The 25,525-nt window shown below is 52.8% G+C and carries 21 protein-coding genes; 14 read left to right on the top strand and 7 right to left on the bottom strand.

The genetic code is table 11. The annotated features are described in order from the left end of the window. Window positions 1-52: 52 nt before the first annotated feature. Complete coding sequence (locus tag K3T82_RS28925) at window positions 53-991, bottom strand: M12 family metallopeptidase (protein ID WP_220196985.1); 939 nt, start codon at window positions 989-991, stop codon at window positions 53-55. 553 nt (window positions 992-1,544) lie between these two features. Here K3T82_RS28925 and K3T82_RS28920 point away from each other — a divergent pair. Continuing rightward, a complete protein-coding gene (locus tag K3T82_RS28920) occupies window positions 1,545-2,756 on the top strand; it encodes an RNA-guided endonuclease InsQ/TnpB family protein (RefSeq protein WP_236031629.1) in 1,212 nt (403 codons plus the stop codon). On the opposite strand, the gene K3T82_RS28915 is transcribed toward K3T82_RS28920, so the two are convergent. After that, window positions 2,659-3,663 (bottom strand): multicopper oxidase domain-containing protein, encoded by a 1,005-nt coding sequence (locus K3T82_RS28915; RefSeq protein ID WP_220196984.1) that lies wholly within the window; start codon window positions 3,661-3,663, stop codon window positions 2,659-2,661. The genes K3T82_RS28920 and K3T82_RS28915 overlap by 98 nt on opposite strands. A 114-nt stretch (window positions 3,664-3,777) precedes the next feature. Next, window positions 3,778-5,331 (bottom strand): alkaline phosphatase family protein, encoded by a 1,554-nt coding sequence (locus K3T82_RS28910; RefSeq protein ID WP_220196983.1) that lies wholly within the window; start codon window positions 5,329-5,331, stop codon window positions 3,778-3,780. Between the two features lie 503 nt (window positions 5,332-5,834). Here K3T82_RS28910 and K3T82_RS28905 point away from each other — a divergent pair. The 3 genes from K3T82_RS28905 (at window position 5,835) to K3T82_RS28895 (ending at window position 8,054) form a co-directional block, all read left to right on the top strand. Further along, window positions 5,835-7,205: a cytochrome P450 gene (locus tag K3T82_RS28905; RefSeq protein WP_220196982.1), complete on the top strand. Its 1,371-nt coding sequence runs from the start codon at window positions 5,835-5,837 to the stop codon at window positions 7,203-7,205. 240 nt (window positions 7,206-7,445) lie between these two features. After that, entirely contained in the window at window positions 7,446-7,592 is a 147-nt protein-coding gene (locus K3T82_RS28900; RefSeq protein WP_220196981.1) for a hypothetical protein, read from the top strand. Between the two features lie 51 nt (window positions 7,593-7,643). Continuing rightward, window positions 7,644-8,054, top strand: a complete 411-nt coding sequence (locus tag K3T82_RS28895) for a DUF488 domain-containing protein (RefSeq protein WP_220196980.1) — start codon at window positions 7,644-7,646, stop codon at window positions 8,052-8,054. A 114-nt stretch (window positions 8,055-8,168) separates the two neighbouring features. Here the strand turns inward: K3T82_RS28895 and K3T82_RS28890 are convergent, their stop codons facing one another. Continuing rightward, window positions 8,169-8,480 (bottom strand): hypothetical protein, encoded by a 312-nt coding sequence (locus K3T82_RS28890; RefSeq protein ID WP_220196979.1) that lies wholly within the window; start codon window positions 8,478-8,480, stop codon window positions 8,169-8,171. A gap of 44 nt (window positions 8,481-8,524) precedes the next feature. Further along, complete coding sequence (locus K3T82_RS28885) at window positions 8,525-8,965, bottom strand: VOC family protein (protein WP_236031628.1); 441 nt, start codon at window positions 8,963-8,965, stop codon at window positions 8,525-8,527. A gap of 641 nt (window positions 8,966-9,606) precedes the next feature. Here K3T82_RS28885 and K3T82_RS28880 point away from each other — a divergent pair. The 4 genes from K3T82_RS28880 (at window position 9,607) to K3T82_RS28865 (ending at window position 14,646) form a co-directional block, all read left to right on the top strand. After that, window positions 9,607-9,801: a hypothetical protein gene (locus K3T82_RS28880; RefSeq protein ID WP_220196978.1), complete on the top strand. Its 195-nt coding sequence runs from the start codon at window positions 9,607-9,609 to the stop codon at window positions 9,799-9,801. A 148-nt stretch (window positions 9,802-9,949) separates the two neighbouring features. After that, on the top strand, window positions 9,950-13,120 hold the full coding sequence (locus K3T82_RS28875; RefSeq protein ID WP_220196977.1) for a winged helix-turn-helix domain-containing protein: 3,171 nt from the start codon (window positions 9,950-9,952) through the stop codon (window positions 13,118-13,120). Between the two features lie 203 nt (window positions 13,121-13,323). Further along, window positions 13,324-14,199: a haloalkane dehalogenase gene (locus tag K3T82_RS28870; RefSeq protein WP_220196976.1), complete on the top strand. Its 876-nt coding sequence runs from the start codon at window positions 13,324-13,326 to the stop codon at window positions 14,197-14,199. Window positions 14,200-14,331: 132 nt separating this feature from the next. Next, window positions 14,332-14,646 (top strand): antibiotic biosynthesis monooxygenase family protein, encoded by a 315-nt coding sequence (locus K3T82_RS28865; RefSeq protein ID WP_220196975.1) that lies wholly within the window; start codon window positions 14,332-14,334, stop codon window positions 14,644-14,646. Between the two features lie 258 nt (window positions 14,647-14,904). Here the strand turns inward: K3T82_RS28865 and K3T82_RS28860 are convergent, their stop codons facing one another. Continuing rightward, a complete protein-coding gene (locus K3T82_RS28860; protein WP_220196974.1) occupies window positions 14,905-15,774 on the bottom strand; it encodes a CPBP family intramembrane glutamic endopeptidase in 870 nt (289 codons plus the stop codon). A gap of 570 nt (window positions 15,775-16,344) precedes the next feature. On the opposite strand from K3T82_RS28860, the gene K3T82_RS28855 reads away from it, so the two are divergent. The 5 genes from K3T82_RS28855 (at window position 16,345) to K3T82_RS28835 (ending at window position 23,300) form a co-directional block, all read left to right on the top strand. After that, window positions 16,345-17,115 (top strand): DUF6585 family protein, encoded by a 771-nt coding sequence (locus tag K3T82_RS28855; protein WP_220196973.1) that lies wholly within the window; start codon window positions 16,345-16,347, stop codon window positions 17,113-17,115. A gap of 756 nt (window positions 17,116-17,871) precedes the next feature. Next, complete coding sequence (locus K3T82_RS28850) at window positions 17,872-18,636, top strand: ABC transporter ATP-binding protein (RefSeq protein ID WP_220196972.1); 765 nt, start codon at window positions 17,872-17,874, stop codon at window positions 18,634-18,636. Next, window positions 18,633-21,062, top strand: a complete 2,430-nt coding sequence (locus K3T82_RS28845; RefSeq protein ID WP_220196971.1) for an FtsX-like permease family protein — start codon at window positions 18,633-18,635, stop codon at window positions 21,060-21,062. The genes K3T82_RS28850 and K3T82_RS28845 overlap by 4 nt, the downstream gene beginning before the upstream one ends. Window positions 21,063-21,151: 89 nt before the next feature. Continuing rightward, a complete protein-coding gene (locus tag K3T82_RS28840; RefSeq protein ID WP_220196970.1) occupies window positions 21,152-22,657 on the top strand; it encodes a HAMP domain-containing sensor histidine kinase in 1,506 nt (501 codons plus the stop codon). Beyond that, window positions 22,650-23,300 carry a response regulator gene (locus tag K3T82_RS28835; protein ID WP_220196969.1) on the top strand — a complete coding sequence of 217 codons (651 nt, stop codon included), beginning with the start codon at window positions 22,650-22,652 and terminating at the stop codon, window positions 23,298-23,300. Before K3T82_RS28840 ends, K3T82_RS28835 begins: the two co-directional genes overlap by 8 nt. Window positions 23,301-23,607: 307 nt before the next feature. On the opposite strand, the gene K3T82_RS28830 is transcribed toward K3T82_RS28835, so the two are convergent. Further along, window positions 23,608-24,765, bottom strand: a complete 1,158-nt coding sequence (locus K3T82_RS28830) for a hypothetical protein (RefSeq protein ID WP_220196968.1) — start codon at window positions 24,763-24,765, stop codon at window positions 23,608-23,610. Between the two features lie 550 nt (window positions 24,766-25,315). On the opposite strand from K3T82_RS28830, the gene K3T82_RS28825 reads away from it, so the two are divergent. Next, window positions 25,316-25,468, top strand: a complete 153-nt coding sequence (locus K3T82_RS28825; RefSeq protein ID WP_220196967.1) for a hypothetical protein — start codon at window positions 25,316-25,318, stop codon at window positions 25,466-25,468. The last annotated feature ends 57 nt before the right edge of the window (window positions 25,469-25,525 follow it).

Raw genomic sequence — 25,525 nt, 5'->3', positions numbered from 1 at the left:
ACGCTCTTCAAACGAGGTCAGTATCAAAATTGGCGAAGTTCCGTAACTTACCTTAAGGTGTAGGCTGACCAGTATAATAGGCATATTGTACAAAATAACGGTCAGGAACAAATGATGGCCATGCCATGATAAGGCTTTGCTGATAAGCGCATAAAGTGGGAGAGGCGCCGGCACCGAAATCGGCAATGCGTACTTTTCCAGACCATTGGGCTCCATCAAAATCGGCATACCAGAGATTACTCGTTTTATTCAGGAGATAGTCTTCTTGCCATGCCAGATAGAGACGATCATTGAAAATACCCAGAGCCGGAGCACTTACTACTTTATAGTTGTAGATAGAAAACGGGCCGTCTAGGTGATCGTAGGCATCGAGACGAGCGTAGAGAAGCTGATTGTCGTATCCTTGCCACACGAGGTGGAGTTGATCATTGTGCGCAACGACAGCTGGTGAGGAGCGAGTGTATATATCTTTATGCTTCTGAGCAGTCCAGTGACCGTTGCCATCGGTGCTCGCATACCAAATATTGGAACCCGCACCTGCGCCTTGCCAGAACACATATAATTGGTCCGCAAAAACCGCCAGCTTTGGTGTGCTTATCGTGCGTGCATCATGAGGAATATGAAATTTACCAGACCATTTGTGGAAAGCATCAAGAAAACCAATATACATGTTGCCATTTGCTTGATCATCTCGCCAGGCAAAATACAGACGGTTCTTGTAAGAGGCGAGAGAAGGATCTGCTTTTGTCCTTACGTCATCAGGCAGAGTCCCATGAAGTGTCCAGGTATATTTACCATTGTGGCTATGAGTGCTAATTTCTATATGATTATTCTCCGAGCGTTTTTCGCAGAAGCGAACGCAAGTGTATGTTTCTATTTCATGTATCGCATCTAACGCACCTTGTCGTATATCATCGGGACAATCTAAGGCAAAAGTATAGGGGATTTTCCAGGAAGGCCAGAGTTTCAGTGGTTGACTGGATGCTACCATAGAAATTGTCTCCAATGCTTCTTACTCTTATTCGCATTTTCAAGCTCAATCGCCTTAAGTAGGCCAATGTTACCTGCTTCTTTTCTAGAATAACCTGAGAAATTTCTTTTTAGCAACAATGATGAGCTTTCACCAAAAGTGACACTGCTGGTCCATATCTTCGCCAGTTTGATACATTTTTTCATGGCTCTTGACCAATTATGGAGCTTACCAAGCCCGTTTCAATGGTTCTATCTTTATTGTTCCGATGGAGATAGAAACAATTTAGAACTGAGAATAGGGTGTCTCGGCGTGCATCATCTCTCGGTATGTGGCTACCTCCTCAGCGTCGCAGGAATATCCTCACCAGTATCTTCGTAGCACTTGAATCTTCGTATGGGAGCAACACAGAAAGTGCTTGCTGATCTTTCCCTGGTATCGATGACCAGAGCTTTCTCGCCACGTTCTCTGTAAGCTGCTAACTAGTATCAGACTACCGGTTATCGTACATCAGGTGTTGACATTGGCATAGGGTATAATTTGTTTTCAAGAATAGGGACAAAAAAGGGCAAACATGGACATACCTTCCCTTGAAACATCAGCGACTTTGTGGTATATTTGTTCTACATTCACCACAGAGGAAGAAGCGCAGAAGATGGTACGTGGCTACCGAGGAGAACTTGATCTCAATAACGTGCAAAAGACACTCTGCCGCAAACATGCCGGGGCGGCTCGCTGGGCGTACAATTATGGTCTTCGCCGCAAACAGGAAGCCTACAAGGCAGGGCAGAAAACGCCCACCGCCATCGATTTGCATCGCGAGATCAATGCTCTCAAGCCCTCTGAGCCTTGGATGTATGCGGTCAGCAAGTGCGCCTTCCAAGAAGGATTGCGTGACCTGGATGCTGCCTTCAAGCACTTCTTTCGCAAGTGCCGGCTCAAAAAGGAGGGCACATGGAAAGGCTCATGTGGCTATCCCCGCTTCAAAAGCCGGAAGAAAGCCATCGGTGGTGCCCGCTTCACTGGGAGTATTCGGGTGTCTGTGGGTGCCATCCAGTTGCCTCGTTTGGGAGTGCTCCGACTCAAAGAGCATGGCTATTTCCCTCTCAACGGCAAGATCAGTAGCGCCACCATCCGTGAGCAAGCAGGCAGGTGGTTTGTCTCGATCTGTGTGCATGAGGATGCAAAAGACCCCCAGCCAGCCACTGGTGAGGTTATTGGAGTTGACCTGGGGATCAAGCGGCTGGCGACCCTCTCGGATGGACGTACGTTCGAGAATCCCAGGGCGCTACGTAAGAAGATCACGGCGTTGAAGCGCCTCTCGCGACGCCATAGCCGCAAGGCCAAAGGATCACGTAATCGTCAGAAAGCCAAGCAGCGCCTCTCGCGGATGCATGCTCGGATCGCCAACGTACGAAAAGATGCCTTGCACCAAGCGACCGCTCAGATCGTGGCGAGAACCAAGCCCGATGCCCAGAGGCCGCGTGTGATCGTCTTAGAGGATTTGCATATTGCAGGCATGCTCAAGAACCGGAGGTTGAGCCGAGCCATCGCCGATGTGGGCATGTACGAGTTCAAGCGGCAGATCCTCTACAAAGCCGAGCAGGCAGGGGTGCAGGTGCTGCTGGCCTCGCGCTGGGAGCCCTCCTCAAAAACCTGTTCGTGGTGTGGCTGGGTCAATGAGGCGCTCACCCTGTCGGATCGGGTCTTTGTTTGCCTGGAGTGTGGAAACGTGCAGGATCGAGATGCCAATGCCGCCAACAATCTCGCAGCATTGGCACAATGAAAACGGCGTACCGCAAGTTCTGCGGGAAGTGACGCCTGTGGAGCAGATGTAAGACGAGCGAAAAGCTTGCTCTCTGCATTGAAGCAGGAATCGAACACTGTGTATGGCTTGTCCATATATGGGTAAGTTTCGGAGAACGGTAGCTTCTGGGGTCATTCATAACATCGGGCCAGGCTTTACCATTGATAAGAAAATAATCTGGCTGATACTGGACCCAGTTGGGAGCCATTGCCATGCTATTGTGGATAGTGTCATAGTCCTCTTGATGCATCTTGCTATCCATCTCGCTGAGCAAGAAAGTATACTCTTTGTCGTAGCGTGGCGTTCCAGCGTAAACCTGGCTGTGGGTACCACGGGGATAGATAACAATGGGGCCATACATGCCCATCTGAATATGCTCTGGCGCTCCTTCGTGGCAGTGATACCAGTAGGTTCCTGCATTCTTTGCCGTAAACTGATAGGTGTAGTCGAAGCCCTGTTTTATCGAGCCACCCACTGTCATTGGGTCGCCATCATACTTGCTGGAAACGTCCAGGCCGTGAAGATGAATGGTATGCCCATCGCCCATGGCGTTTCCCGCTCCCATAGTAGGATCCTGGTTATTCTTTAATGTGATGATGACCTGATCCCCTTCATCTGCCGTAATCATAGGTCCAGGAATCTTAGCAGGTCCTTTAGGATCGTCAGTGTAGCCAAAGGTGTAGATCTTCTTTCCATCGGGCATAGTGAGCCAGGCGCTACGCACATAGAGCGTGTATCTGTGTACCCTGGCAGGAGGCGTAGTCTGTGTCTGTGTCGCGCTCGCGAGTCGTTGAAAACCGCTATATATTCCTATGCCGATCATTCCCAGTAGCGTCAATGCTATGAGGAATAGCATGCCAATTTCGCGTTTTGTGAGTGTTGTCATGAAAGATGTATCCTGCAGTTGTAGGAGTAGTTGAGATATTATGCGAAAAGACCAACCCACATACATGGGTCGGTCCTTCGTATTAGCCTTGTTTATCAGCCTGATAAACCCGCATTACCTATGAACTGGCTCGCCTGTCGTGGGATCGAGCGTGAGATTCCGGTTGTTGCCGTGGCGAGAGAAGTCGAACATATTGTTCACACTCCCTGCCAGAGCATCGAACGATTGATCACCGATACGGCCTGTGTTCCAGTTATCCTCAATGAAGCGGAGAACGGAGGTCTGATCCGTGGTCGAGTGGTCGACGAAGTTCTCTTTCGCAAAGGGCGAGACAACCAGCAGTGGAAGGCGGGGACCGTAGCCACAGCGACCAGAATAAGCACCAGCCTTCGCAGTCCCGCAGGCTCCTGTTCCGGTGAGCGCATCATTGGGATCGTTTGACTGATTGATTACTGGGGGCATTACGTGATCGTACCAACCGTCGGAGTCATCGTACGAGATAACCACGGCAGTACTACTCCACTCGGGGGTGCGCTGTAAGCGGTTGATGGTATCGACCAGGAAGCGCTGCTCATCCAGAGGATCAGAATAACCAGCGTGACCATCCTGGTAGGCTGAGGCTTTCAGAAAACTGACCGCTGGCATATTGCCCTTGTTTATGGCAGTCCAGAAATCGCTGAGGTCATACTGGTGGTTCGCCTGGTCCGTCTTACCAACCATCGCTGGCGAGGTAGGGGGCAGGTGATGGGGATTGGCGGTCGACTGATAATACTGGAAGGGTTCATGGTGAGGGATGTAGTCTGTAACCGACGCATTGCCCATGTTGGTATGCGTCGAACCACAGATCGCCTTATTATTCGTAGTTGTCGTGGGACGGAAGCCGCCCTCGAACCAGCCCCAGGTGGTATTCTTGGCATTGAGCAGATCGCCAATGTTCTTGCCAGTCATCCCACCGACGCTTCCGGAGGAGCAATCATCATACAATGGATCGAAATCGTTGAGGACAGTACCATTGGAAATCATTGGATAGCCAGGTGCACTCAGTGTGGTAGGAGTCGCGCCATGCGTTTGTCCTGCGATCAGATTCAACGCGCCGGGGGTTGAGGGGCCAAAGATCGTATCAAATGAGTTATCGCTCATCGCATAGTTTTGCGCATAGTTCCACAGCGCGGTCACGGTGTTACCATCGTAGTAGTCCATCACGATGGATTTATCTGAGCATTTGCTCCCGCTGGCCGACTCGACAAACTTATCGACTAGGCCATGATCATACGCCTTTTGCTCATCAGTGTAGGCATGATCCTGATCGCAGGTCATGTTCTGAGCGAGCCCAAGGCGCTGTGGGTTGGCCGAGTTGGGGTTATTCGTGAGCAGGCTTGGGGTCAGGCCATTGACGGAAGGTGTGCCTGGGCGAGCGTGGAACGCTGGTTCCCCCGCCGGATTTGTCGCGTTGGGATACGTTCCAAAGTAATGATCGAATGAGACATTTTCCTGAAAGATAACGACCACATGTTTAATAGGGGTCGAGGTAAGCGACCTATCATCTTGATTCGTAGAAGTTGAGGAGGCCGCATTTGCCGCCTGGGTAGCATAGAAGGAAGCGAGCAACGCCGCCACTATCACTACGCCGGCCAGAATCGATATAATCTTGCGCGGGTGCCTTTTCATGAAAATACTCCTGTTATGCGTCCAGGGGAATTCCCTGTCAGATTGATTGTATAGCGATATTGTTAACAATCTGCTAAATGGGCGTTAAGTGAGAATGTGATGAAAGGTGCCAGTAATAATCTTTATCGGGTTAGCACTCTAACTCCTTCTCCCTCACGAGGTGAGGAGATCAGTTCAAGATAGTTGTTCTGACCTCTCGCTAAGTGCCCCACTCGTGAGCGAATTGGTGAGAATCTCTCAATTGCTCCTCATTTGAACTTTGGTCGGTAAATTTCGTTTGTGCAGAAAAAAGAAACGGTCCTGACGCGAATACCAATTTTGGTATAATAGCCTAGAATTCCTCATTATTATGCATAATTACAAAAAAGATCGTATCTTCTCAATATATATAGTATACTTTCTTATATCATTACAGAGTGTATTGCTCATATTCAACATATCAAGGAAGTACGTCCAACACTAACAATAAACACATCATTAGCATCATGGATGGAGCATCAAAAATGTCCACAACCACCCCCACGATTCGCATTCCTGGTCCCGCAGGTTTTCCTTTGATCGGAGTATTGCCGTATCTCTCAAGAGATCCATGTGGTTTCTGTTTGAAGGCGGCTGCCGAAGGTGATGGGCTTGTGCGCCTCAATGCCGGTCCAATCAAGGTTTATCTGGTGAGTCACCCCGATTATGTACAACAAATCCTGGTAACCAATGCGGCCAACTACATAAAAGGCAGCATGATGGACGGTATTCGGCTCGCTCTGGGCAATGGATTGTTCACCAGCAATGGCGACTTCTGGAAACGCCAACGACGTCTCATGCAGCCAGCGTTTCACGCCCGGCGAATTCAGGATATGGTAGAACACATCAATAAGGTCGTTGCCGATGGCCTCAAACGGTGGACACCAACTATAGAGCGTGGCGAACCAATCGATATTCTGACGGAAACAATTCATCTAAACATTGAAATAATCATGAATACGTTGTTTGGCGCGACCGTCGAATCTGAGCGCTCAACGCGTCTATTAGACCTGACCAACAAAGTATTTCATGGCATGACGGAACGCGTGTGGACCTTCTTCCTTCCACGCTGGATTCCCACACCCGGAGCCACCGCGTATCAGCAGGCGATTACTTCACTTGATGAGGAAATCTACAGCATCATTGCCACGCGCCGTGCCAATCCAGTGGAACATGAGGATCTCCTAGGCATGCTGCTGTCCATCCAGGATGAAGAAACTGGCGAGCGGATGAGCGATGGACAGATACGCGATGAGATATTTACGCTCTTCCTGGCAGGCTATGAATCGACCGCTAGCGGCTTAACCTGGACCTGGTATCTCCTTTCCCAACATCCCAAGGTCGCCGCTAAATTGCGAGAAGAACTCGATCAGGTACTTGGTAATTGCCCACCAACATACGAAGACCTGCCTAAACTTACTTACACACGACAAGTTATCGACGAGGCATTCCGTCTTTATCCGGCCTTCCCGATGTTCTTCCGTAGTTCCGTTGATACCGATATACTTGGTCCATACCAGCTACCTGGCGGATCTCAGATCATCCTCAGTCCTTACGCGACTCACCGCGATCCTCGCTACTGGGATAACTCGGAGACGTTTGATCCAGATCGCTTCGCACCAGAACGCTTCGATGCTCGCGTACGTCACGCATATTACCCGTTCGGCAAAGGCCAGCGAATGTGCATTGGCGAGCCAATGTCTCTCACTATCGCTCAAATCCTCATCGCGACAATTGTTCGCGCTTACGAGGTTGAGCTGGCGCCAGGGGTAGTCATAACTCCCCGCTATGCGATGACTTACCAGCCCAGGCATGGCCTCCCGCTTATCCTACGTCCCCGTTCAGACAAACACTAGTACCATTTTATAGCTCATCTAGTTTTAGAGACAAGTATGAGCGACCCACGCCACCAAGATATAAGCGAGGGATATGTAGGCGCGTACTTCAGAAGCGCACTACATATCCCGCTCGATATCTCTTGCTCCGTAGCGTTCCCCAAGCGAGGGAGCGGAGGATTGAAGCCTCCGATATTACTCGGAGGCTGATAAAGTGCGAAGTAGCGGACCCAAGTGAGGGATGGGCCTGGGAGAGGAGGAGTGTATAGTAAATATTATGAGCGCAGTGATGCGCTGATGTACGAGTTGACGCTTGATGCAGCAGGATTTGAACAAGCCGCACAGAAGGCAGAGCAACTGTGCCTCGTTTCCAACGCTTTGCGCACCAATGTTGCCATTCGGCTCTAGGTATATCTGGCTGCCTTACCGTTCTGAGTGGAACCCAGAGGAGGAAATGAGATGAGCAAGCAGCCTATTATTATCGTGCTCAAACGTGTCTACGACGAGCCAGCAGCGAGCGATGGGACGCGTGTGCTTGTGGAACGCCTATGGCCACGCGGGATCTCCAAAGAGCGCGCCCATATTGATCTCTGGCTCAAAGAGGTCGCCCCAAGTCATGAATTGCGCATCTGGTTTGGGCATGATCCTGAAAAGTTTGAGGAGTTTCGTCGCCGCTACGAGGCTGAATTGGCGTCTGGGGTTGGACACAGTGCCCTCTGCACACTGCGGGATCTGCTCAGAGAAGGATCACTGACTCTTGTGTTTGCCGCCCACGATGTCGAGCATACCAATGCGGTCGTGCTGCGTGACCTCCTCATCAGGAACGATTTCTCAAACAAATATGAAGAAAAAGAGAAAGCCAGCAATTGAGGCAGCGGCGGGGGATGGGAAGAGGTGAAGGGTAGATCGACGTGCGAAGCGTCGGGGCATGTGCCGTAGGTGCCGTATCGGTGGCGTGAGCCAGGGTCGAGGAAGGTGCAGAGTTCATCGATATGGGCGCAGTGATGCGTTATTGTGTGCGTTGGCGCTTGATGCGGGTCTGGAGCCATCGCGTTGATGAGTAGGTGTGACAGGTGTGGTGGTGGGAACATGTGTGAAAATGTGGCGGGCCTGGTATGTAAGAGGCGTAGCAGCGCGTGTGCTGCTGCGCTTGGCGTGTCTGTGTCCCGTTCTCGCCGCTCGACGGTGTCTGGTGGCATTCATGAATAGTCGTGCTGATTGCGAAGCCTGGAGCGTTTGGTCTATTTTTGTGTTCAGGCGAGCGGCAACAATGTGCTGTTCTTCTTTTATGCTCATGGCCTCGGCTGGTCCAGCCGCGATCCACGTGAAACCGCTGCGACTCAGCCGAGTTCTTGGGCCAGCCCGATGAGAAGTCCTTCAGGTCCGCGGATGTAGCAGAGCCGATACGCGTCTTGGTACTGGACTACTTCGCTGCTGACAAGCTCTGCGCCGTGCTTGCGGAGCCGGGCGAGCGTATCGTCAATATCGTCCACGGCAAACATGACACGTAGGTAGCTGAGAGCGTTAACTGGGGCGTTCCGGTGATCGGCGACCACAGGAGGCGTGATAAATCGCGAGAGTTCGAGCCGGCTGTGGCCATCTGGCGTGCGCATCATGGCGATCTCTACGCGCTGGTCGCCCAGTCCAGTGACGCTCCCTGCCCACTCGCCTTCTACCATAGCTCGCCCTTCGAGCTCGAGGCCGAGCTCAGCGAAAAAAGAGATAGTGGTGTCGAGGGATTCCACTACGATGCCGACGTTGTCCATTCGTTTAAGTCCCATGTGTCCATTCTATAATATATTGCCCGTCCTGTCAACGAGCTCAGACCAGGAGATTCCACCAACAATCGGGTGCTAAGCTGCCATTACGTTGTATCCCGATGTGCTCTCTCTGTTGAAAGATACCTATCGTCTCGGGCTTGCCACCAATGGAAACACCTACCCAGAATGCTGCGGCTTACCGGGTCTGTTTGCTTTTACGATTTTTGCTCAAGATTATCAAGTACAGAAGCCTCAGCCTGAATTCTATGAGCGAGTCCTTTCTAAGACGTACACACATGCCCTCTGGAGATCATACATGTTGGCGATTTCTTACACAACGACGTAGGTGGAGCGCAAGCAGTTGGCATCCTTATCGGACCTCCTCTGCTCCTCGCATTCCTGACTCACAACGTGTTTTTCCGTCAAGCGAATAAGCGCCGCCATGAGCTACAACGGCAGGAGAGGGCGCGCTGGCAATATCTGGTGTGCCAATGGGAGCAATTCTGCTACTGCCATCGGTGCGATTGCGTCTTCTCTGCGAGTACCGAGAAAATCGCTGTACCTGCTCAAATACAGCAACTCTACTGTCAGTAAAGGCCTGCACGGTTTCTCTCTTTTGCCATCTAAAACTACCAGAGCCTTGAACCTCAGCATCTTTTCACATGGGACTAGCACCAATGACCCAGGTGCGTGCCTACGCCAGGTACGAACAGAAGGGTGGTCTCGCAAGCTGTTTTCTGGCATTCAATAACGAAGGCCATGTCCAGATCATCGAATTCCCTGGGAACGATGCCCCCATGCGAGTATCTACTTTGGTCCGTCGCTCACTGGTCTTGATGCCAGTACGGCTCCAGTGACGTTGCGCTTCAGTGATCCGAGGGAGATAGGACATCCTGCGAGCCCGTCTTCTTTGTTGCCTAACAGAGCAAGCTGTGCTATATTTGTTGGGTCACAGGTGTTAGGCAACATGATGTGCCTCTTGTCATTGCACAGAAAGTACGCTCTATGCCCAGATATGCCCTCGCTCAGTTTTGGTGGTCCGAGCACGCACAGACCTATGTCCTCTTCATGAATGATCAGGCCAGTACACAAACACTCACAAGTGATTGGCTTGAGCACGTTTCCTCCTTCTCCTTTCACAGCCGTTGGGGCATATCTTATACCGTCCGGAAGCAGCGGGTGCAACGTGGGAGTAGCTACTGGTATGCGTATCGACGCTTGCATGGGCGCCTCGTCAAGCGCTATCTTGGTTCTGCCGTTGCCATCACTTTTGCTCACCTGGAGGACATGGCCCAGGTCTTGAACGGCATTGCCCAAGAACAAGACGAGAGCACTATCAGCACCCCAGGCCCCAAAGAACGGCTGTTTGTGAGAACACCCGATGTTGTCTGGCAGCAGGGGGGGACAACAGTACGGCAAGCCCTGGAGAAAGATGCTCCAAGTTCCTCTCAAGAGAGAGGAACTGTTCAGCTTCCCAAGTTTCAACGCCCTGGCTTGCCTGTCTCACTGGTCGAGCGCCCGCGTTTACTTGATCTGCTAGATACCGCGCTCGTGCACCCTCTGGCGCTGCTCTCTGCCTCCGCTGGTTGGGGGAAAACCACCCTGCTCTCTGCCTGGACTGCGCGCCATCCTCGGCAGGTTGCCTGGCTCTCTCTCGATGAGCAGGATAACGATCCTGCCCGCTTCTGGGTGACATTTATTGAGGCCTTGAGACAATGTCCTGCCTGCCAATCAGGGATCGGCGAAGCCGCTCTCAGCCTGCTCCAGACCCGTCACTCCCCAACCCTTCGCACGATCCTGGCGACGCTCATCAGTGAACTGACGTTGCTCTCGGAAGAAATAGTACTCATTCTGGATGATTATCACGTTATCCAGGAGCAAGCTCTTCACGAAAGCCTGCTTTTTCTGCTCGAGCATCTGCCATCCTCTTTGCATCTGATGATTGCCAGCCGTGAAGATCCTCCGCTTGCTCTTGCACGCTGGCGCGTGCGTGGACAACTTGTCGAGCTTCGAGGCACAGAGCTTCGTTTTAGCCAGGCTGAAACACACGCATTTCTGATCCAGGGTATGGGATTGCACCTCTCGATAGACGATGTGCAGATACTCGAAGACCGTACCAAAGGCTGGATCGCCGGTCTCCAACTGGCAGCACTCTCTCTCCAAAAGCATGATGACTCTTCTGCTTTTCTTCAAGCATTGAGTGAGAGCGACCGTTTTTTGCATGAGTATGTGCAGGAAGAGATTCTCTCGCGCCAACCTCCTTCTCTCCAGGATTTCTTGTTGCAGACGAGCGTCCTCAGCCGTTTAAGTGCCTCGCTCTGTGATACCGTCACAGGCCGCAACGATAGTGCTCTTCTGCTTCATCAGGTGGAACGAGCCAACCTCTTCCTGCAACCGCTGGATAGCGAATGGTATCGCTATCACCCGTTGTGGGCCACGGCCATCCAGCGTGAGGCCAAGAGACGCCTGGGGGAGGCCGGAGTGCAGTGCCTCTATGCTCGAGCAAGCCATTGGTATGTAGAACACGACAACTTGCCTGATGCCATTGAAGCGGCGTTTCAGGCCAGAGACTTTGAGCAGGTGGCCACACTGCTTGAGCGGATGCTGGCTCCCCAACATTTTCGCAAAGACTACGCCGGGCTACGCCGCTGGCTCGAACGTTTCCCAGAATCCCTGCTCAGTGCTCATCCGTTGCTCAGTTTTGCCTATGCCGAATCCCTTATTTTTACATCGCAGCGGCGCGATCCTGCGACGAGAACACGTATTGAACAGCCTCTGGCGATGGCCGAACGGAGCTTTCGCTCCCAGAAGGATGAAAGCAAACTCGCCCAGGTTCTCTCTCTCCGTGCCACTTTTACCTTCTTTCAACACGAACTGCCCACGGCTTTCGCGCTCGCTCATGAGACCTTGCGCCTCCAGCCGGAGGGGGAGCAGCATTGGCGTGGCAGTAGCCTCTCACTGCTCGCCGTTGAAGAATTGCTTGCCGGACGCCTGGAAAATGCCCGACTGAAAGCCCTGGAAGCACGCGTGGCTTATGAGGCTGATCAGTCGCTGCCGGGGCAGTACGCTGTTCTGTGGATTCTGGGCGAAATCGAGGAAGGTCAGGGCAGATTGTCACAGGCCTCCCAGTGGTATCAACAAGTATTGAGATCCACAGAGCAGGAAACTGGGGAACTGGCTCAATTCCAACTCACCACAGTGAGTGGAGACCGGGAAACGTTTTTTATCCGCCAGGCTTTGCATGGTCTGGCGCAACTGGCTTACGAGCGCAACGAATTAGATACTGCTGAGCAGTTGCTCTCCCAAGCTCACCATCTCAATGCTGCTCAAACAGAAGAGTTGCACTTCTTAACCGATGGATCACTGCTGCTCGCCCGCATCCTCCAGGCACGTGGACAGACGCTCCAGGCACAGGAACTCCTGGGCCGATTGGCTGCTCAAGCACACTCCCCGCAGTTTCTGCGTGAGATCCAGGCTCACCAGACGCGCATCGCGCTAGCCACAGGTGATCTGGCCAGCGCCCAGGTGTGGTCACATCGTGTCTCAGGAGATCCCGCCCAGTATCACATCCGCCGTGAAGAAGAAGCATTTCTTCAGGTTCGTCTCTCCATTGCCAGGGCAGAAAGCAGGCAAGCACTCTCTTTCCTGGCATCCTGGAAAACAGACATGCAGGAGCGCCAGCGCTCGCTCTTCGAGCTGCAGCTGCTTGAAGCCCTCGCGTATGCCGCAGCCGATCAACAGACAGAGGCCAGAAAAATCGTGCTGCATGTGCTCACCCAAACCAGGAGTGAAGGATACCGGCGCCTCTTTCTTGACGAAGGTCAGCCCATGGAAACGCTGCTCAAAGCGATCGTCCCTCAGCTCCAGGATCTCGCATTAGCAACGTATGTGCGCACCCTCTTACACGCCTTCGCATCCAAACGCCGTGTCCCAGGTGCCGAAGAATCCTTGCTCCAGACAGGATCTTTGAGTCCACAAGAACGACGTGTGCTGCATTATCTCTGCGCCGGGAACACCTACGACGAAATTGCCCAGATCCTGGTCGTCTCCTCCAATACCATTAAAACTCAGGTCAGGAGTATCTATCACAAACTGGGCGTGAATCGCCGTGCCGAAGCCATTGCGCTGGCTCAACAACTCCACCTGCTCTCACCTGCTGCTCGTTTGCTGGTCTGATCTTTCCCTGCTGGGGTTCTCGCAAACAGGCAACCATCGATATCACCTGCTCCTTACCTCTGAAAATCACCCGCGCTATCACCAGAAGTGGCGAAGTCAGCTCGTCCATGAAAAGCTATACTTCAGGCATACTCAAAGAAATACATTTCCAGGGGGGAGCAACCGAGTAGGCCCTGGAATAGGATAAGGAGTGAACAACGAGTATGATCAGCGCAGAATTTCCCTATCAAAAAAAGCGGAAGCCTGTTCTGGGATTAGAGATGGCATATGTAGATGAAGGTCAGGGCGACCCAATTGTCTTCCTGCATGGAAATCCCAATTCCTCTTATAGCTGGCGCAACATTCTGCCGTATGTGCAGGGTTCCGGGCGCATTATTGCCCCTGATCTCATCGGCATGGGCGATTCACAGAAGCTGCCGGAGAGTGGACCCGGCTCCTATACCTTCGTTGAGCATCGCCGCTATCTCGACGCGCTGCTTGAAGCGTTGGGGGTACGTGAACGAGTCACTTTGGTTGGGCATGACTGGGGATCGGTCCTGGCTTTCGATTGGTCATATCGCCACCCGGAGGCGGTGCGCGGCATCGCCTATATGGAAGCGATTGCCATGCCGTTCTCCTCCCATGAGTCTTCAGAAACAGCACGCAACGTCTTCCAGAAGTTGCGCTCGCCAGCAGGCGAACAGATGGCGCTGGAACAAAATTCGTTCATCGAGTTCAACATGCCAGCTGGTATTCTGCGCGCCCTTTCGGAGGAAGAGATGAACGAATACCGCCGCCCCTTCGCAGATCCTGGTGAAGGGCGCCGCCCCACGCTCTCTTGGGCACGTCAGCTTCCGATTGATGGAGAACCAGCCGATGTGATCGAGATCGTCACGGCCTACGGAGAATGGCTTGCCAGCAGTCTCGTCCCCAAATTATATATTCAGGGAGATCCAGGTAGGGTGGTGCCAAGTCAGCATGCGTTTTGCAGCGCCTGGCCTGCACAGAGCACAGTGATCGTGAAAGGGCTGCATAATCTCCACGAGGATTCTCCTGACGAGATTGGACAGGCCATCGCGAGCTGGTTGCAGCATCTGTAAAAGCAGTTTGGCAATCTTTCATACATATTGTCCGGTTGACTTTTCTCTAAGAGAGTTGTGAGTGCATATTCACACCCATGTTTCCAAGGCAGAAAGAGCCTTGAGTTTCTCAACGTACGAAAGGATAATACGATGCAAAACGTTTTGATTGACATCTTTATCGTTCCCGAGGAATCGAGAACTGCTTTTTTGGAGGGTACACGTGGCATACTAGCCTTCCTCAAAACCTTGCCGGGCTTTGTTGAAGGATATGTCTATGAAAAGAAAGCGGGAGCAAGTCGGTACAACATCATAACGACCGCCGTCTGGGAAAGCGAAGAGGCCTTTAAGAACGCACAGAAAGTTATGGCAGCGGAAAACCAACGACAACACTTCAATCCTCAGGAAAAATTGAAACAATGGAAGGTTGAAATTGAACGAGCGGTTTATGAAAGATTTCCATATTGAGATTGGCCTAAGACCCCGGCGACAATGTGTTGGAAGCTAGGCTGAGCCGGTAAGAGGCAGGAAATAGGTGGGAAGCTCGATTCCCGCCTGTTTCTTTCGTGAATCCTGTGGAATGACCGTTCTCCGAAACTGACCCATATATGGACAGGCCATACACGGTGTTCGGTTCCTGCTTCAACGCTGACAGCAAGCTTTTCGCTCGTCTTACTACCAATTAAAATGTTTGACAATCAAACTCATTAAAAAACGAGCTGAGAGCTAAAACTTACCAACGAGCAGTGGTGGGATAACATGGAGGATGATATCGCAGGCAAAGTGCGCTACCATTGCCAATAAAATGCCACGCTTCCAGTAGACCCACCCAAAGGTCAGACCAACAATACCATTGAGCAGCAGAATATTGAGCACCATCGCCACGCCCGATGCGCCAATAATAGCCGCATTCGTGAAATGCAATGAAGCGAAAATGAGAGCCGCCAGAATATTTGCTATCCAGAATATGGATGCCGAGAGACGCCCACCGCGAACAATCTTTGTTCCGAGCCAGGCGAAAAGTGTCAGTAGACCTAAGCGTGTCCAGATCTCTTCACGAATACCTGCTGAGATCGCAGCAAGAAAGCCCTGCCAGGCTGAGGGAAGGTTAGCAGGCTCACTAGTTTTCATAGGCGCAACGAGAGAAAGGAGAGCCGCCAGGATGAAGACGATAATTCCAGCCAGGAGCCCGATAATGAAGGCCAAGGGGAGTCCTTTAACGAAGGCACGTGCCGCCTCGCGTCTCCCATTCAGCCAGTCTTCCAGCGGTGGCGCGCCTAATCCAATGCCACTTCCCAACCAGAGACCTATGCCCGCGCCAATAGCTGAGAAAATAACGTCCTGTACAATCTCTGCGATAGTAGTGATTGTAATAACTGGCATACTGGGATTATTGATACCGAGTAATGCAAAGGTATAGGGAATGATCAGCAGGCTACTCATAGCTGTACACAGGAGCAAAAACCAGAATGCCTTCGCATGCGAGCGTTTTGCTGGGAGGGAGGGTATTTCTTCAGGAGAGGGAACCTGTATTGGCTCTGAGGAAAAGTTCCCTTTCCCAGATGGGGGCGTCGTTGAATCATGCATCTCATCCATAAATAGAGATTCTCCTTCCTTAACAGCAGAATAAGAAACGGCGTACATTAAAAAGGACGCATACCTGCTGAATCACTCAAAATCACAATCTCCGACCAAACACGTTTTCACTGGATGATGAGTACACCCATAACCACAAACCAAGCCAGGACCTCAATGGCCAGGTTGCGTCTGCCACCCCGGTTTGCATTCCTTCCACAGTGGGCGAGAAGGTCATGAAGAACAGGACCACCAGTGCCAGTGGACTGCCCAGTAGTAGCCAGTTGCCGAGGCCCGGACGAGAACCCGCCCTACACGGGATTTTACCTCTAGCAGTACCGTACGAAGATGCAAGAGCCGCGTCACCCTCCGAGGTGGCGCGGCTCTTGTGCGTTTCGGCCCAGGATACACACGACCAAGATAATACAATGCATAACGGGCATGAGATGAGGCTGAACAGTGTATACCATTCATTGTCCCACATTGTTTGAGATTCACATAGGAGATACGTGTAATAGAAAGAATAGATGTTATAGAAAATGCGGAATCATGCCTATCCTGCTCTTTCGAATGAGGATTGGAGAGTTGCAAATGAAACCTGTATCGTTAGACTCCCAATGGTATGACTATCAAAGCATGGTGGAGACCTACCAACTAGGGGAACTACGCAGAGAGTTTGCACCCAATGTCAGAGTGTACATGATCCTCCTGGCGCTGCTTCCTATTGTAATGCTGTTTGTGTTCTCTCACTCCTATGACCCTGAAAACAAGTCTTTTTTTGCTCTCTGGCTGCCTATCTATGCCTTGATCGTCCTGAGTTGTCTCACAGGCTTGATGATCCTCTATCGAGGACGTAAGAGGCGCATATTTGTCTACGAGCATGGCTTACTCGCCGTGCGTACCAATAATATCGAGGTCATTCGTTGGGACGAGATTGTTATTGTCTGGCATAGGTTTACAAGGAATAAGAATAGTGTGACCCATGACTATACCCCTCAGCGTAGAGATGGTCGTCAATTTAAGCTTGGCTACTTCTTCTCGACAAATCAGGCATTGGGAGGCATAATTGAGCAGGAGACCACACATCTGCTCTTACCAGAAGCCCTAGCGAGCTACCAGCAGGGGCAATCACTTTTCTATGGTCCATTCACTCTCGATCAATCGGGTCTCAGCTACAAAGGAAAATCACTCCTCTGGAGCGAGGTCGCGAATTTCCAGGTCGCGCGAGGTCATGTAGTGATCAAGAAATATAACAAGCTCTTTGCCTGGGCTGATGTTGTCTATGGGGAGGTTCCTAATCTGCGTGTGTTTGAGCGGCTCTGTAAGATGATTCTACATAGACCAGATGAGAGATATACTTAGCAGCGGCGTGACAATAGACGCCACACGACCACTTAAACAAGTGGTGGATGAGATTCTTACGTGTACCCACGTAGCGTTCTGATATCATCTTCAGTTGGAGTCATCTACGAGATTGCCGTTCCTCTGTTTCGCGCCTATTTCCTACTATTCGCCAAACTCCGCTGCTGGATGCCTCTATTTTTCAAACATGGATAGGAAGGCGGTGAATGCACAGATGGCCGTGCTCTGGCACCAGGTACCCACCTCCTTTGGGAAAGGCTCGATGGGCAATTCGGCTTGTTGTTTCTGGAACTGCAACTAGACGCTTTGGTTTCATGGACATGGGGATGCTCCACTATTTCTCATCTTCTACTCCATTTCAGTCAAGGTGATACTTTTTCTCACCTTACCACCTTTGCTTTTTCTTGACGAATTGTCTGAACAAAAATTCCCAACAGAGTCATCAATCACAGGGATTTTCTCGCTCGGGTTTCTGTAATCCTCTTTTGAGCAGGGTACGCTGGTTGTCAACAAGACATGTTCTCAGCAGTATCGTCTTTTCTTTTGCCAAAAAGCGCACTGATGGAACTCCTCGCACAAAAGAGCGCACAATCCAACTAGCGGACAGTACACAATCCAACCAGAGGGCGATCCATTCCGATCGTTTTCCAGGTATGCTTCCTGGGAACAAAACAGGACTTGGCCTGCTACCGCATCTGGCACTTGTTGCCCCCGTCGTTGTTGTTGTGTCTGCTCAGAGTGAAAGGAGCTTACAGTATGCGAACGAAGGAAACAGGACCGTCAATTGCTCTCGCGAGAGGAGATGACCTGATTCAGGTTGAGCATCTTTGCCGAACAATTGCGACCCATGCTCAGAAAACGGTTCTCCTCGATGATATTACCTTTATTGTGCCTGCTGGCAGTCTCTTTGCCATCAATGGCCCTTCCGGCAGCGGTAAATCGACACTCCTGAACATGATCACAGGGATTGATCGACCTACCAGCGGGCGTGTGATCTTTGCCGGTGAGGAGCTACGGGCCAGGAATGAGGATGCACTGGCGCGCTGGCGCGGACGCCACGTTGGCATTGTCTTCCAATTTTTTCAGTTGGTGCCTACACTGACCGTGCGGGAAAATGTGTTGTTGGCCCTGGAATTAGGAGGAAACTTGCCGCGCCGGGCGTGGCAGGAGCGCACCCATACCTGTCTCGCGGAAGTTGGGATGGAAGCCCTGGCTGGGCGCCTGCCATCAGAACTCTCGGGTGGTCAGCAGCAGCGCGTGGCCCTGGCTCGAGCTCTGGCGAATGATCCACCGGTTCTGGTGGCTGACGAACCCACTGGCAACCTGGACTCAAAGACGGCTCAAGCAATCTTCGAAACGCTGGTGAGCCTGACCAGGCAGGGCAAGACGGTCATCTATGTCACGCATGATCCTCAGCTGGCGGCACATGCCAATGCTCGCATCGACCTGCTTGACGGCCATATTATCGGACAACAGAGAGCCAGTGCGATGGTTACTGCAGCCTCAGAGGAGCTCTCATGAGTTATCACATAAGTGCAAGCCTGCGCAAATCATTGGCCGACGTCACGAGACGCAAGGGCCGCACTCTGCTGGTGGTGCTGGGCATCTTCATTGGGGTCTTCGGGCTGACGGCGATTACTCTTACCCAGGATCAGCTCTTTGCCGCCTTTGCCTTTAGTGTTGGTAATCAAGCGACACAACCAGACCTGGTCGTGGATGTGAATCGACTGGACTCACGACTCGTCCCCGCTCTCCTCGCAGTTCCTCACATCGAGCGGGTGCAGGAGGAGACCACGCTCATGACGCAGTGGCACGTCAGCCGAGCTCCTGGGCACGTTGATTTCACGATCATCAGCTATCCTGATCTGCAACATCCTCCCATCACGCCATTTGAACTAGTCAGCGGACACTATCCGGGGGCGGGCGAAATTGTGATGGAGTACGGGGATGTTGCCATCCAGCCTTTCGCCATCGGCGACCTGATAATGGTGGATACCGCTCACGGGGTAGCACGACTCCGCGTCGTGGGATTGGCGCGTACGCCTGGAGTGAACCCTGCTACGACGGATAGCGCGCGCGGCTATATGGGTGAGAATGCCCTCCAAAGCCTGCCAGCATTTACCGATGTGACCACGGCCCCTCCGCTGGGACCGATCCGACTCTCTCATCTCGCGATCAAGCTCGCCTCGATGACACAGGTGAGCACGACAGCTCAGGCACTTGGCCCGCTGTTTCACAGTCATGGAGTGACCGTACTGGGAATCAGCTTCCCAACGCCGATTATCGCGCAATTGCGCCAGCTTGATGGGATTTTCACTCTCTTGCGTATCCTGGCGCTGCTTGCAGTGGTGATGAGCGCCATCCTGCTCTTGAACACGGTGGCGACACTCGTTACGGAACAAACGGCTACTATTGGCATTATGAAAGCCATCGGCGGTACACGCTTCTCTATCCTGCGTGGCTACGTGCTCTCGATTGGTCTGTACAGTCTGTTGGCGACGGTCCCGGGGCTTGTACTGGGCATTCTTAGTGGTGCCGGGCTCGCCTCTTTCCTTGCACAAAGAATTCCTCTGGCGCAAGGCCCGCTGATCGTAACGCCACAACTCATTGCGCTTAGCCTGATACTTGGGTTTGGCGTGCCCCTATGTGCTTCACTCTGGCCGCTCTTGAACGGATCGCGCATTACCGTACGCGCGGCCCTTGCTGCTTATGGGATCAACAAAGGCAAGGGTGCCAGTGCGCTGGCACGGATTGGAGGGTATCTTACCTGGGTCCCGCAGATAATCTGGCTGGGACTGCGGAGCGTCTTTCGCAAGCGGACGAGCGCCGCCCTGACGCTCCTGATGCTCACAGTGTCTGGGGCGAGCTTTCTTACTGTGCAAACGGCAGCAGGCTCAGTCAACAAGACAGTTGGCTCGGCTTGGACGCACATCCATGCCGACGTCGAGGTCTACGTGGATGAATCCTACAGCCAGGCACGCACCCAGCTGGACACACTGCCGAATGTGAGACGTATAGAACGCTTTGGGGTTGCTGGAGCGCAGACGCCCTGGGGGAAACTGGGGCTCTGGGGGGTCGAGCCGCAGACACAAATCTACCATTACCAACTCACCAGCGGGCGCTGGCTGCGCGAGGGCGATACCAATGTGGTGCTGATCAGCGATGCGGTGGCTGCACAGACAGGCTTGCATGTGGGCAGCAGATTGGTCGTCACGAGCCTTGAGGGCAACAAGCCTATCAACTGGACCGTCATCGGCACATTGAATGAAGCGGTTGATAGTCTGGGTCAGATTGGTACTGCTGTGGTGCCGGTCACGACCCTCTACCAGTTTGAGGGCACACCTCCCGCCAGTGTTGCTGATTACGTCAATAAGCTACTAGTCCAGGCAAAAGATTCCACACCTGCCGGGGTGAACCGGCTCGCCAACCAGATCGATACGGTTGGTACCAATCTCATTCTCAGTGGCTCGGTGGGAAGAGGAACTGGGCTTGGGCCAGTGTTTTTGGTACAGGATGAGGCCCTGCGACACCAACGGAACTTTTATGTCCTCTACGCGGTGCTCTATGCAGTTGCATTGCTCACCGGTGCGGCGGGCATCCTGGGACTGGCGAGTACATTGACCGCCTCGGTCGTGGAGCGCCAGCGTGAGGTCGGTTTGGTGCGCGCAATGGGGGCCAGTAGCTGGCGCGTGGGGCAGATCTTCTGGGTCGAAGGTCTGACACTTGGCGGTATTGCCTGGTGCCTCGGCGCGTTGTTGGGACTGCCTCTGGCCTACGCCTTCTTGCAGTTCTTCAGTCGCCTGGTCATCGCGGTTGATTTTGTGGTCGATCCCCTGGCCTTTCTCGTTATGCTGGCTGCTCTGCTTCTGATTGTTACGCTGGCAAGCATTATCCCTGCTCGACGCGCCTCCCGTTTGCGGATCGCTGATTTATTGCGCTACGAATGATTATGTTCAATAAAACTAGGATTCGGCGTTGTAATGCTATACTGATGCAGATATTACACAGAACTGTCTGAAGTCTGGAGGAAGATTCGATGAAAAGCATACGCTGGCGACCTGGAGGGATCTCCCGGCGATTGGCCTTGTCCTACCTCATCGTCACGCTGGTTGCCACCCTGAGCACCGGGATAACGCTGACGCTCCTCCAGTTCGTGCGAGAGACGCAACAGTCCAGCGTTTCCTCTCAGGCTTCGGCGCTGGAGAAACAGCATATTGTTGAGGTAGCTCCTTATCTGGAGCAGACAACTCCCGACCTGGAGGCCTTGCGTTACTGGCTGACTTTTGAGGTGATAGGCAGGAACGCTGGGGGTGTGCAGCTTGTGGTGGTTCTGGATCAGCAGCGGCGCGTTCTGGCTTCAGCTTCCTGCAATCAATTCGCACTGCTGTCGACCGGGTCGAAAACGTGTGCTGCGGATGCAAACAGCAGGACCACCACATACTTGGCGCAACCCCAGATACGTGCGACCATACAGCGCGTTATGGACTCTCCTGGAGAGATGGCGGGGACAACCTCTGATGGCAAGAACTTCCTGGTCGCTGCCGTGCCAGGGCAGAGAAAGCAGGTGATTGGGGAACTGGTCGCCGTCTTCTCCGACCAGGCCTCCACTCGGACGACGACTGGTCCAGGTGCTGTGCTAGATGACTTCTGGACGATCTGGCAGCCAACAGGTTTCTCCTTTCTCCTGCTCGCTCTGCTGTTGGGTACTGTGACAGGACTCCTCGTCTCACGCAATCTTGTTCATCGCCTGAACCTCATTGCGCTGGCTGCCTCTGCCTGGAGCCGTGGTGACTTCCAGGCCGTCGTACAAGACCGTTCACACGATGAATTGGGGCAATTGGCTAGCAACCTCAACAGCATGGCTGAGCAGATCAAATCGCTCCTCTCGACGCGTCAGGCCCTGGCTGTGGCTGAGGAACGCAATCGCCTGGCACGCGAACTGCACGATTCGGTCAAGCAGCACCTATTTACCAGCGCGCTTCTCGTGCGCGCTGCACGTAAGTTGTTTCCACGCGATCCCGAAGGTGCGCAACAGCACCTGGTCGAGGTGGAGCAGATTGCTGAACAGGTACAGCAGGAACTGAGTGCCGCAATCCAGGCGATGCGACCCGCTCCCCTCGAAGACCTTGGCCTGGCGATAGCGCTGCAGAATTACGCACGCGACTGGTCTCATCGTGTGGGGATTGCGGTTGATGTCAGCGTGCAAGGGGGATGCACGACTCCTCTTCAATCTGAAGAGGCTCTCTTTCGCGTGTCTCAGGAGGTGCTTGCCAACGTAGTTCGCCATAGCAGAGCAAGTGAGGTGAAGATTCAATTGAGCTGGAAGGAAGAGGAGGTTGCTCTGAGTATTTGCGATAATGGCCAGGGCTTTGACACCGCGCGAATAGTTGGTAAAGGTCTTGGACTGACGAGTATGCGTGAACGCATGGAAGCACTCTCTGGCCGCCTTACCATATCTAGTTCCAGAGAAGGAACCAGGGTAGTAGCTCAGATCCCTCTGGTGTGGGTCGATACAAGCACGAAGGAGGGAAGTCATGGGTGAGCCAATTACGGTTCTGATCGTAGACGATCATGCGGTGGTGCGCCACGGGATTCGGGCTCTGCTCGAAGCAGAAGGAGATTTTGTGGTGGTGGGCGACGTTGGTTCAGGCGGTGAGGCCGTGCTGTCAGCCGCTGACCTGGCACCTGATGTTGTCTTAATGGATTTGGTCATGCCAGGGGTAGATGGTGTGGAGGCAACTCGCCTGTTGAAGCAGCGTAGCCCTTGTTCGCAGGTCATCATCTTGACCTCGTACCACGAGGATGAACATATTTTCCCGGCTATTCGTGCTGGAGCCCTTTCCTACCTTCTGAAAGGAGTAGGGTTGGATGAACTGGCGGATGCCGTGCGCAAAGCAGCCCGAGGTGAGGCCGTTTTACACCCCCATGTGGCTGCACGCCTGGTGCAAGAGTTGCACGGAGCCTCCAGAGAACAGGCCCGGCTCTATGCAACCTTGAGTGAGCGCGAGCGCGAGGTGCTGTACCTGATTGCGAATGGTCTCTCCAATGCGCGGATTGCCGAACGCCTTGTGATCAGTGAACGCACCGTGAAGAGCCATGTCAACAATATTCTCTCGAAACTGCATATTGGGGATCGCACCCAGGCTGCTATCTATGCCTGGCGTGAGGGATTCATGGACCATTGACACTCCCTGGCTGATACTTCCACACAAAACATGAAGGATGAGAAGAGTGGTGCCTTCCAATAAGAAGATGACAAGGTCATGGTGGGAAAATACGGCTTTCTGAATCTTGATGGCAGCCTGCTGGTCTAGAGAGAGGTGGTGACCCAGATACACATCCGCAAACGCGTCCTGCCCAAGGAAGTGGACTAGACGATAGTGGCCAAAGACTTCACCAACGCGATTTTGCATCAAGCGTTCCCTCTGAATATGCATGAAAATATGTTATTGCGCTCATAATGGGTACAGCCCCACTAACCGGTGAACGTGCTCAAGCGAGCTTGCGGGGACGCCCTCGCGGTCGCTTGGGCACCGTTGGATCAGGCAACGGGCGTGAGCGAGGACGTCCCCGCCGTTTCGGCTCAACCCAAGGTGCTGGAGCAATCTTGAAGGTCAACACCTCGCCAATGCCCCAGATATGATTGGTGAGGCCTGACGCCATCGCTGGCGTACAAGGAAACCCGAAATGCTTGGCCGAACTCAATTCGTGGTGTGCAAAGCACAAATTGTAGGTGCAGCCGAGCAGATACATGCCCGTTTCCAGCGCGTGTACACGATGGGCCGCATGGCGACATTTACGCGTGAGGCTCGCGAGCCGTTCGCGCATGGTCCCATTGAAGCGCTCGATAAAAGCGGTGTTGAGCACCGTTCCGCCTCGTGACTGCTGTAACAGCTTTTCGGCTGAAGACAGCAGACCTTGTGTCATTCTCCGCGTGATTTCCACTACACGCTTTTTCTCCGTGCGCTTGATGACCGTTGCAATCACGATGTCAGGCCACGGCATCAAGCATGCTCTTCCTTTGCCTGCGGTCTTTTTCACCTTTTCACGGAAAGCTCGACGAATGCTGCCCGGATACGATGCCCATCCATCCGTGCAGACCAGTAGCGTCCGCAACGATTGGCTGCACGCTCGCACCTGCCGCAGAAGGCAATCAGCGAGCTGGTTATCGCGCCTTCGGCTCACTACCCCAGCCAGCCACAGACGCGTTGAGACCATCATCGCTAACCCCATCCAGGCAACCATTTGACGCCCTTTCACCCGGATCTCATCGGCCTGCACATGCACTAGATCAAGCTGTCCTTGCTGCACGATCGCCTCATGGACCTGCTTGCAGTGCTCGCCTGCTCGATCACGCCAACTGGCGACGGTGCGTTCGTCTAACCCAAACGCCTGCACAATGGCCTGGACCGGACAACCATAGGCCACTAACGTCATCACAATGATCACCAGGCTCGCTGGCCTGCGTAGGCCTTCCAGCATCGTCCCTTTGCGGGCACTAAAGGTCTTTCGACACATCTGACATCGATATCGTGGTCGCTTGCGTCCATGAATACTGATGTTTCCTGCCCCTTTTTTGCCTCTTGCGCAACACATCTCGTTCGGGCAAAATTGAGAGGATGCGTCCATTGGCTCTGTACTTTTTTGCATAAGCGCAGCATCTCTTTGGACGCTGCTTTTTTCAAGCTTTCCTGACCTTTTCACCAGTTAGCGCAGTGCTACCTCATAATGCCATCTATGGTAAGTATTTGCATATATTCTGTCAAGAAGCAATTGCTAAGGTATAATGAGTGGTATCAAGAACAGAACACGTATCACTGAGGATTGAGCGTGAGGGGCTCTCTCGTGAACTCTATGATAGGATAAAAATGCATATGTACTCTTTTTGCAGAGCACACGTTCCAATCTCGCCGAGCGTAGCAAGAGAAAATGCTTAATGGCAAGAGAGACAGCCTGGATATCCTCTCATCTCTTGGGAACGGAAATGGGTCACATGGTGTATTGCCATATGACCCATTTCGTGAGAGTATCCAACTTTGTGGCTGCCGGAGCAGGTCTGGAACGGTGAAAGCTTCCAGACCTGCCCGGTTGGCGTGCAATGTTCACACGCTCCGTGTTAGCATAAGCAACTTAGGCTAGTGCAACCCAATAATAGCTCGTATTAGCAACCGCAGTCGCAGGCACCACGGAGGCACTCCATGTGGCGACCCATCTGGCAGTTGTGGCACCGAGCACGCATCGCAATCACGACGCGCTTGATCTTGGCGATCATGGCCTTGCACCTCCTTCCCTGGCAATCAACGCCGTGTTGACCACCACATCTCAGAATACACTCACCGTATCCATCCGGTGAAACGAGTGCACCCTGGGTTGCGAGAGATCACCTGGTGTTGGCTTAGAAAGGAGAGAG

Source organism: Ktedonospora formicarum (assembly GCF_016587355.1).
GTDB classification, from domain to species: Bacteria; Chloroflexota; Ktedonobacteria; order Ktedonobacterales; family Ktedonobacteraceae; genus Ktedonobacter; species Ktedonobacter formicarum.
This window is presented reverse-complemented; position numbering and strand designations above follow the sequence as displayed.

Coding starts and splice junctions, on each gene's coding strand:
- K3T82_RS28870 (WP_220196976.1), top strand. CDS start 13,324: ATGATCAGCGCAGAATTTCCCTATCAAAAAAAGCGGAAGCCTGTTCTG.
- K3T82_RS28835 (WP_220196969.1), top strand. CDS start 22,650: ATGGGTGAGCCAATTACGGTTCTGATCGTAGACGATCATGCGGTGGTG.
- K3T82_RS28850 (WP_220196972.1), top strand. CDS start 17,872: ATGCGAACGAAGGAAACAGGACCGTCAATTGCTCTCGCGAGAGGAGAT.
- K3T82_RS28865 (WP_220196975.1), top strand. CDS start 14,332: ATGCAAAACGTTTTGATTGACATCTTTATCGTTCCCGAGGAATCGAGA.
- K3T82_RS28880 (WP_220196978.1), top strand. CDS start 9,607: ATGGGACTAGCACCAATGACCCAGGTGCGTGCCTACGCCAGGTACGAA.
- K3T82_RS28885 (WP_236031628.1), bottom strand. CDS start 8,965: ATGGGACTTAAACGAATGGACAACGTCGGCATCGTAGTGGAATCCCTC.
- K3T82_RS28925 (WP_220196985.1), bottom strand. CDS start 991: ATGGTAGCATCCAGTCAACCACTGAAACTCTGGCCTTCCTGGAAAATC.
- K3T82_RS28845 (WP_220196971.1), top strand. CDS start 18,633: ATGAGTTATCACATAAGTGCAAGCCTGCGCAAATCATTGGCCGACGTC.
- K3T82_RS28920 (WP_236031629.1), top strand. CDS start 1,545: ATGGACATACCTTCCCTTGAAACATCAGCGACTTTGTGGTATATTTGT.
- K3T82_RS28840 (WP_220196970.1), top strand. CDS start 21,152: ATGAAAAGCATACGCTGGCGACCTGGAGGGATCTCCCGGCGATTGGCC.
- K3T82_RS28855 (WP_220196973.1), top strand. CDS start 16,345: ATGAAACCTGTATCGTTAGACTCCCAATGGTATGACTATCAAAGCATG.
- K3T82_RS28905 (WP_220196982.1), top strand. CDS start 5,835: ATGTCCACAACCACCCCCACGATTCGCATTCCTGGTCCCGCAGGTTTT.
- K3T82_RS28915 (WP_220196984.1), bottom strand. CDS start 3,663: ATGACAACACTCACAAAACGCGAAATTGGCATGCTATTCCTCATAGCA.
- K3T82_RS28895 (WP_220196980.1), top strand. CDS start 7,644: ATGAGCAAGCAGCCTATTATTATCGTGCTCAAACGTGTCTACGACGAG.
- K3T82_RS28890 (WP_220196979.1), bottom strand. CDS start 8,480: ATGAGCATAAAAGAAGAACAGCACATTGTTGCCGCTCGCCTGAACACA.
- K3T82_RS28830 (WP_220196968.1), bottom strand. CDS start 24,765: ATGCAAAAAAGTACAGAGCCAATGGACGCATCCTCTCAATTTTGCCCG.
- K3T82_RS28910 (WP_220196983.1), bottom strand. CDS start 5,331: ATGAAAAGGCACCCGCGCAAGATTATATCGATTCTGGCCGGCGTAGTG.
- K3T82_RS28860 (WP_220196974.1), bottom strand. CDS start 15,774: ATGGATGAGATGCATGATTCAACGACGCCCCCATCTGGGAAAGGGAAC.
- K3T82_RS28875 (WP_220196977.1), top strand. CDS start 9,950: ATGCCCAGATATGCCCTCGCTCAGTTTTGGTGGTCCGAGCACGCACAG.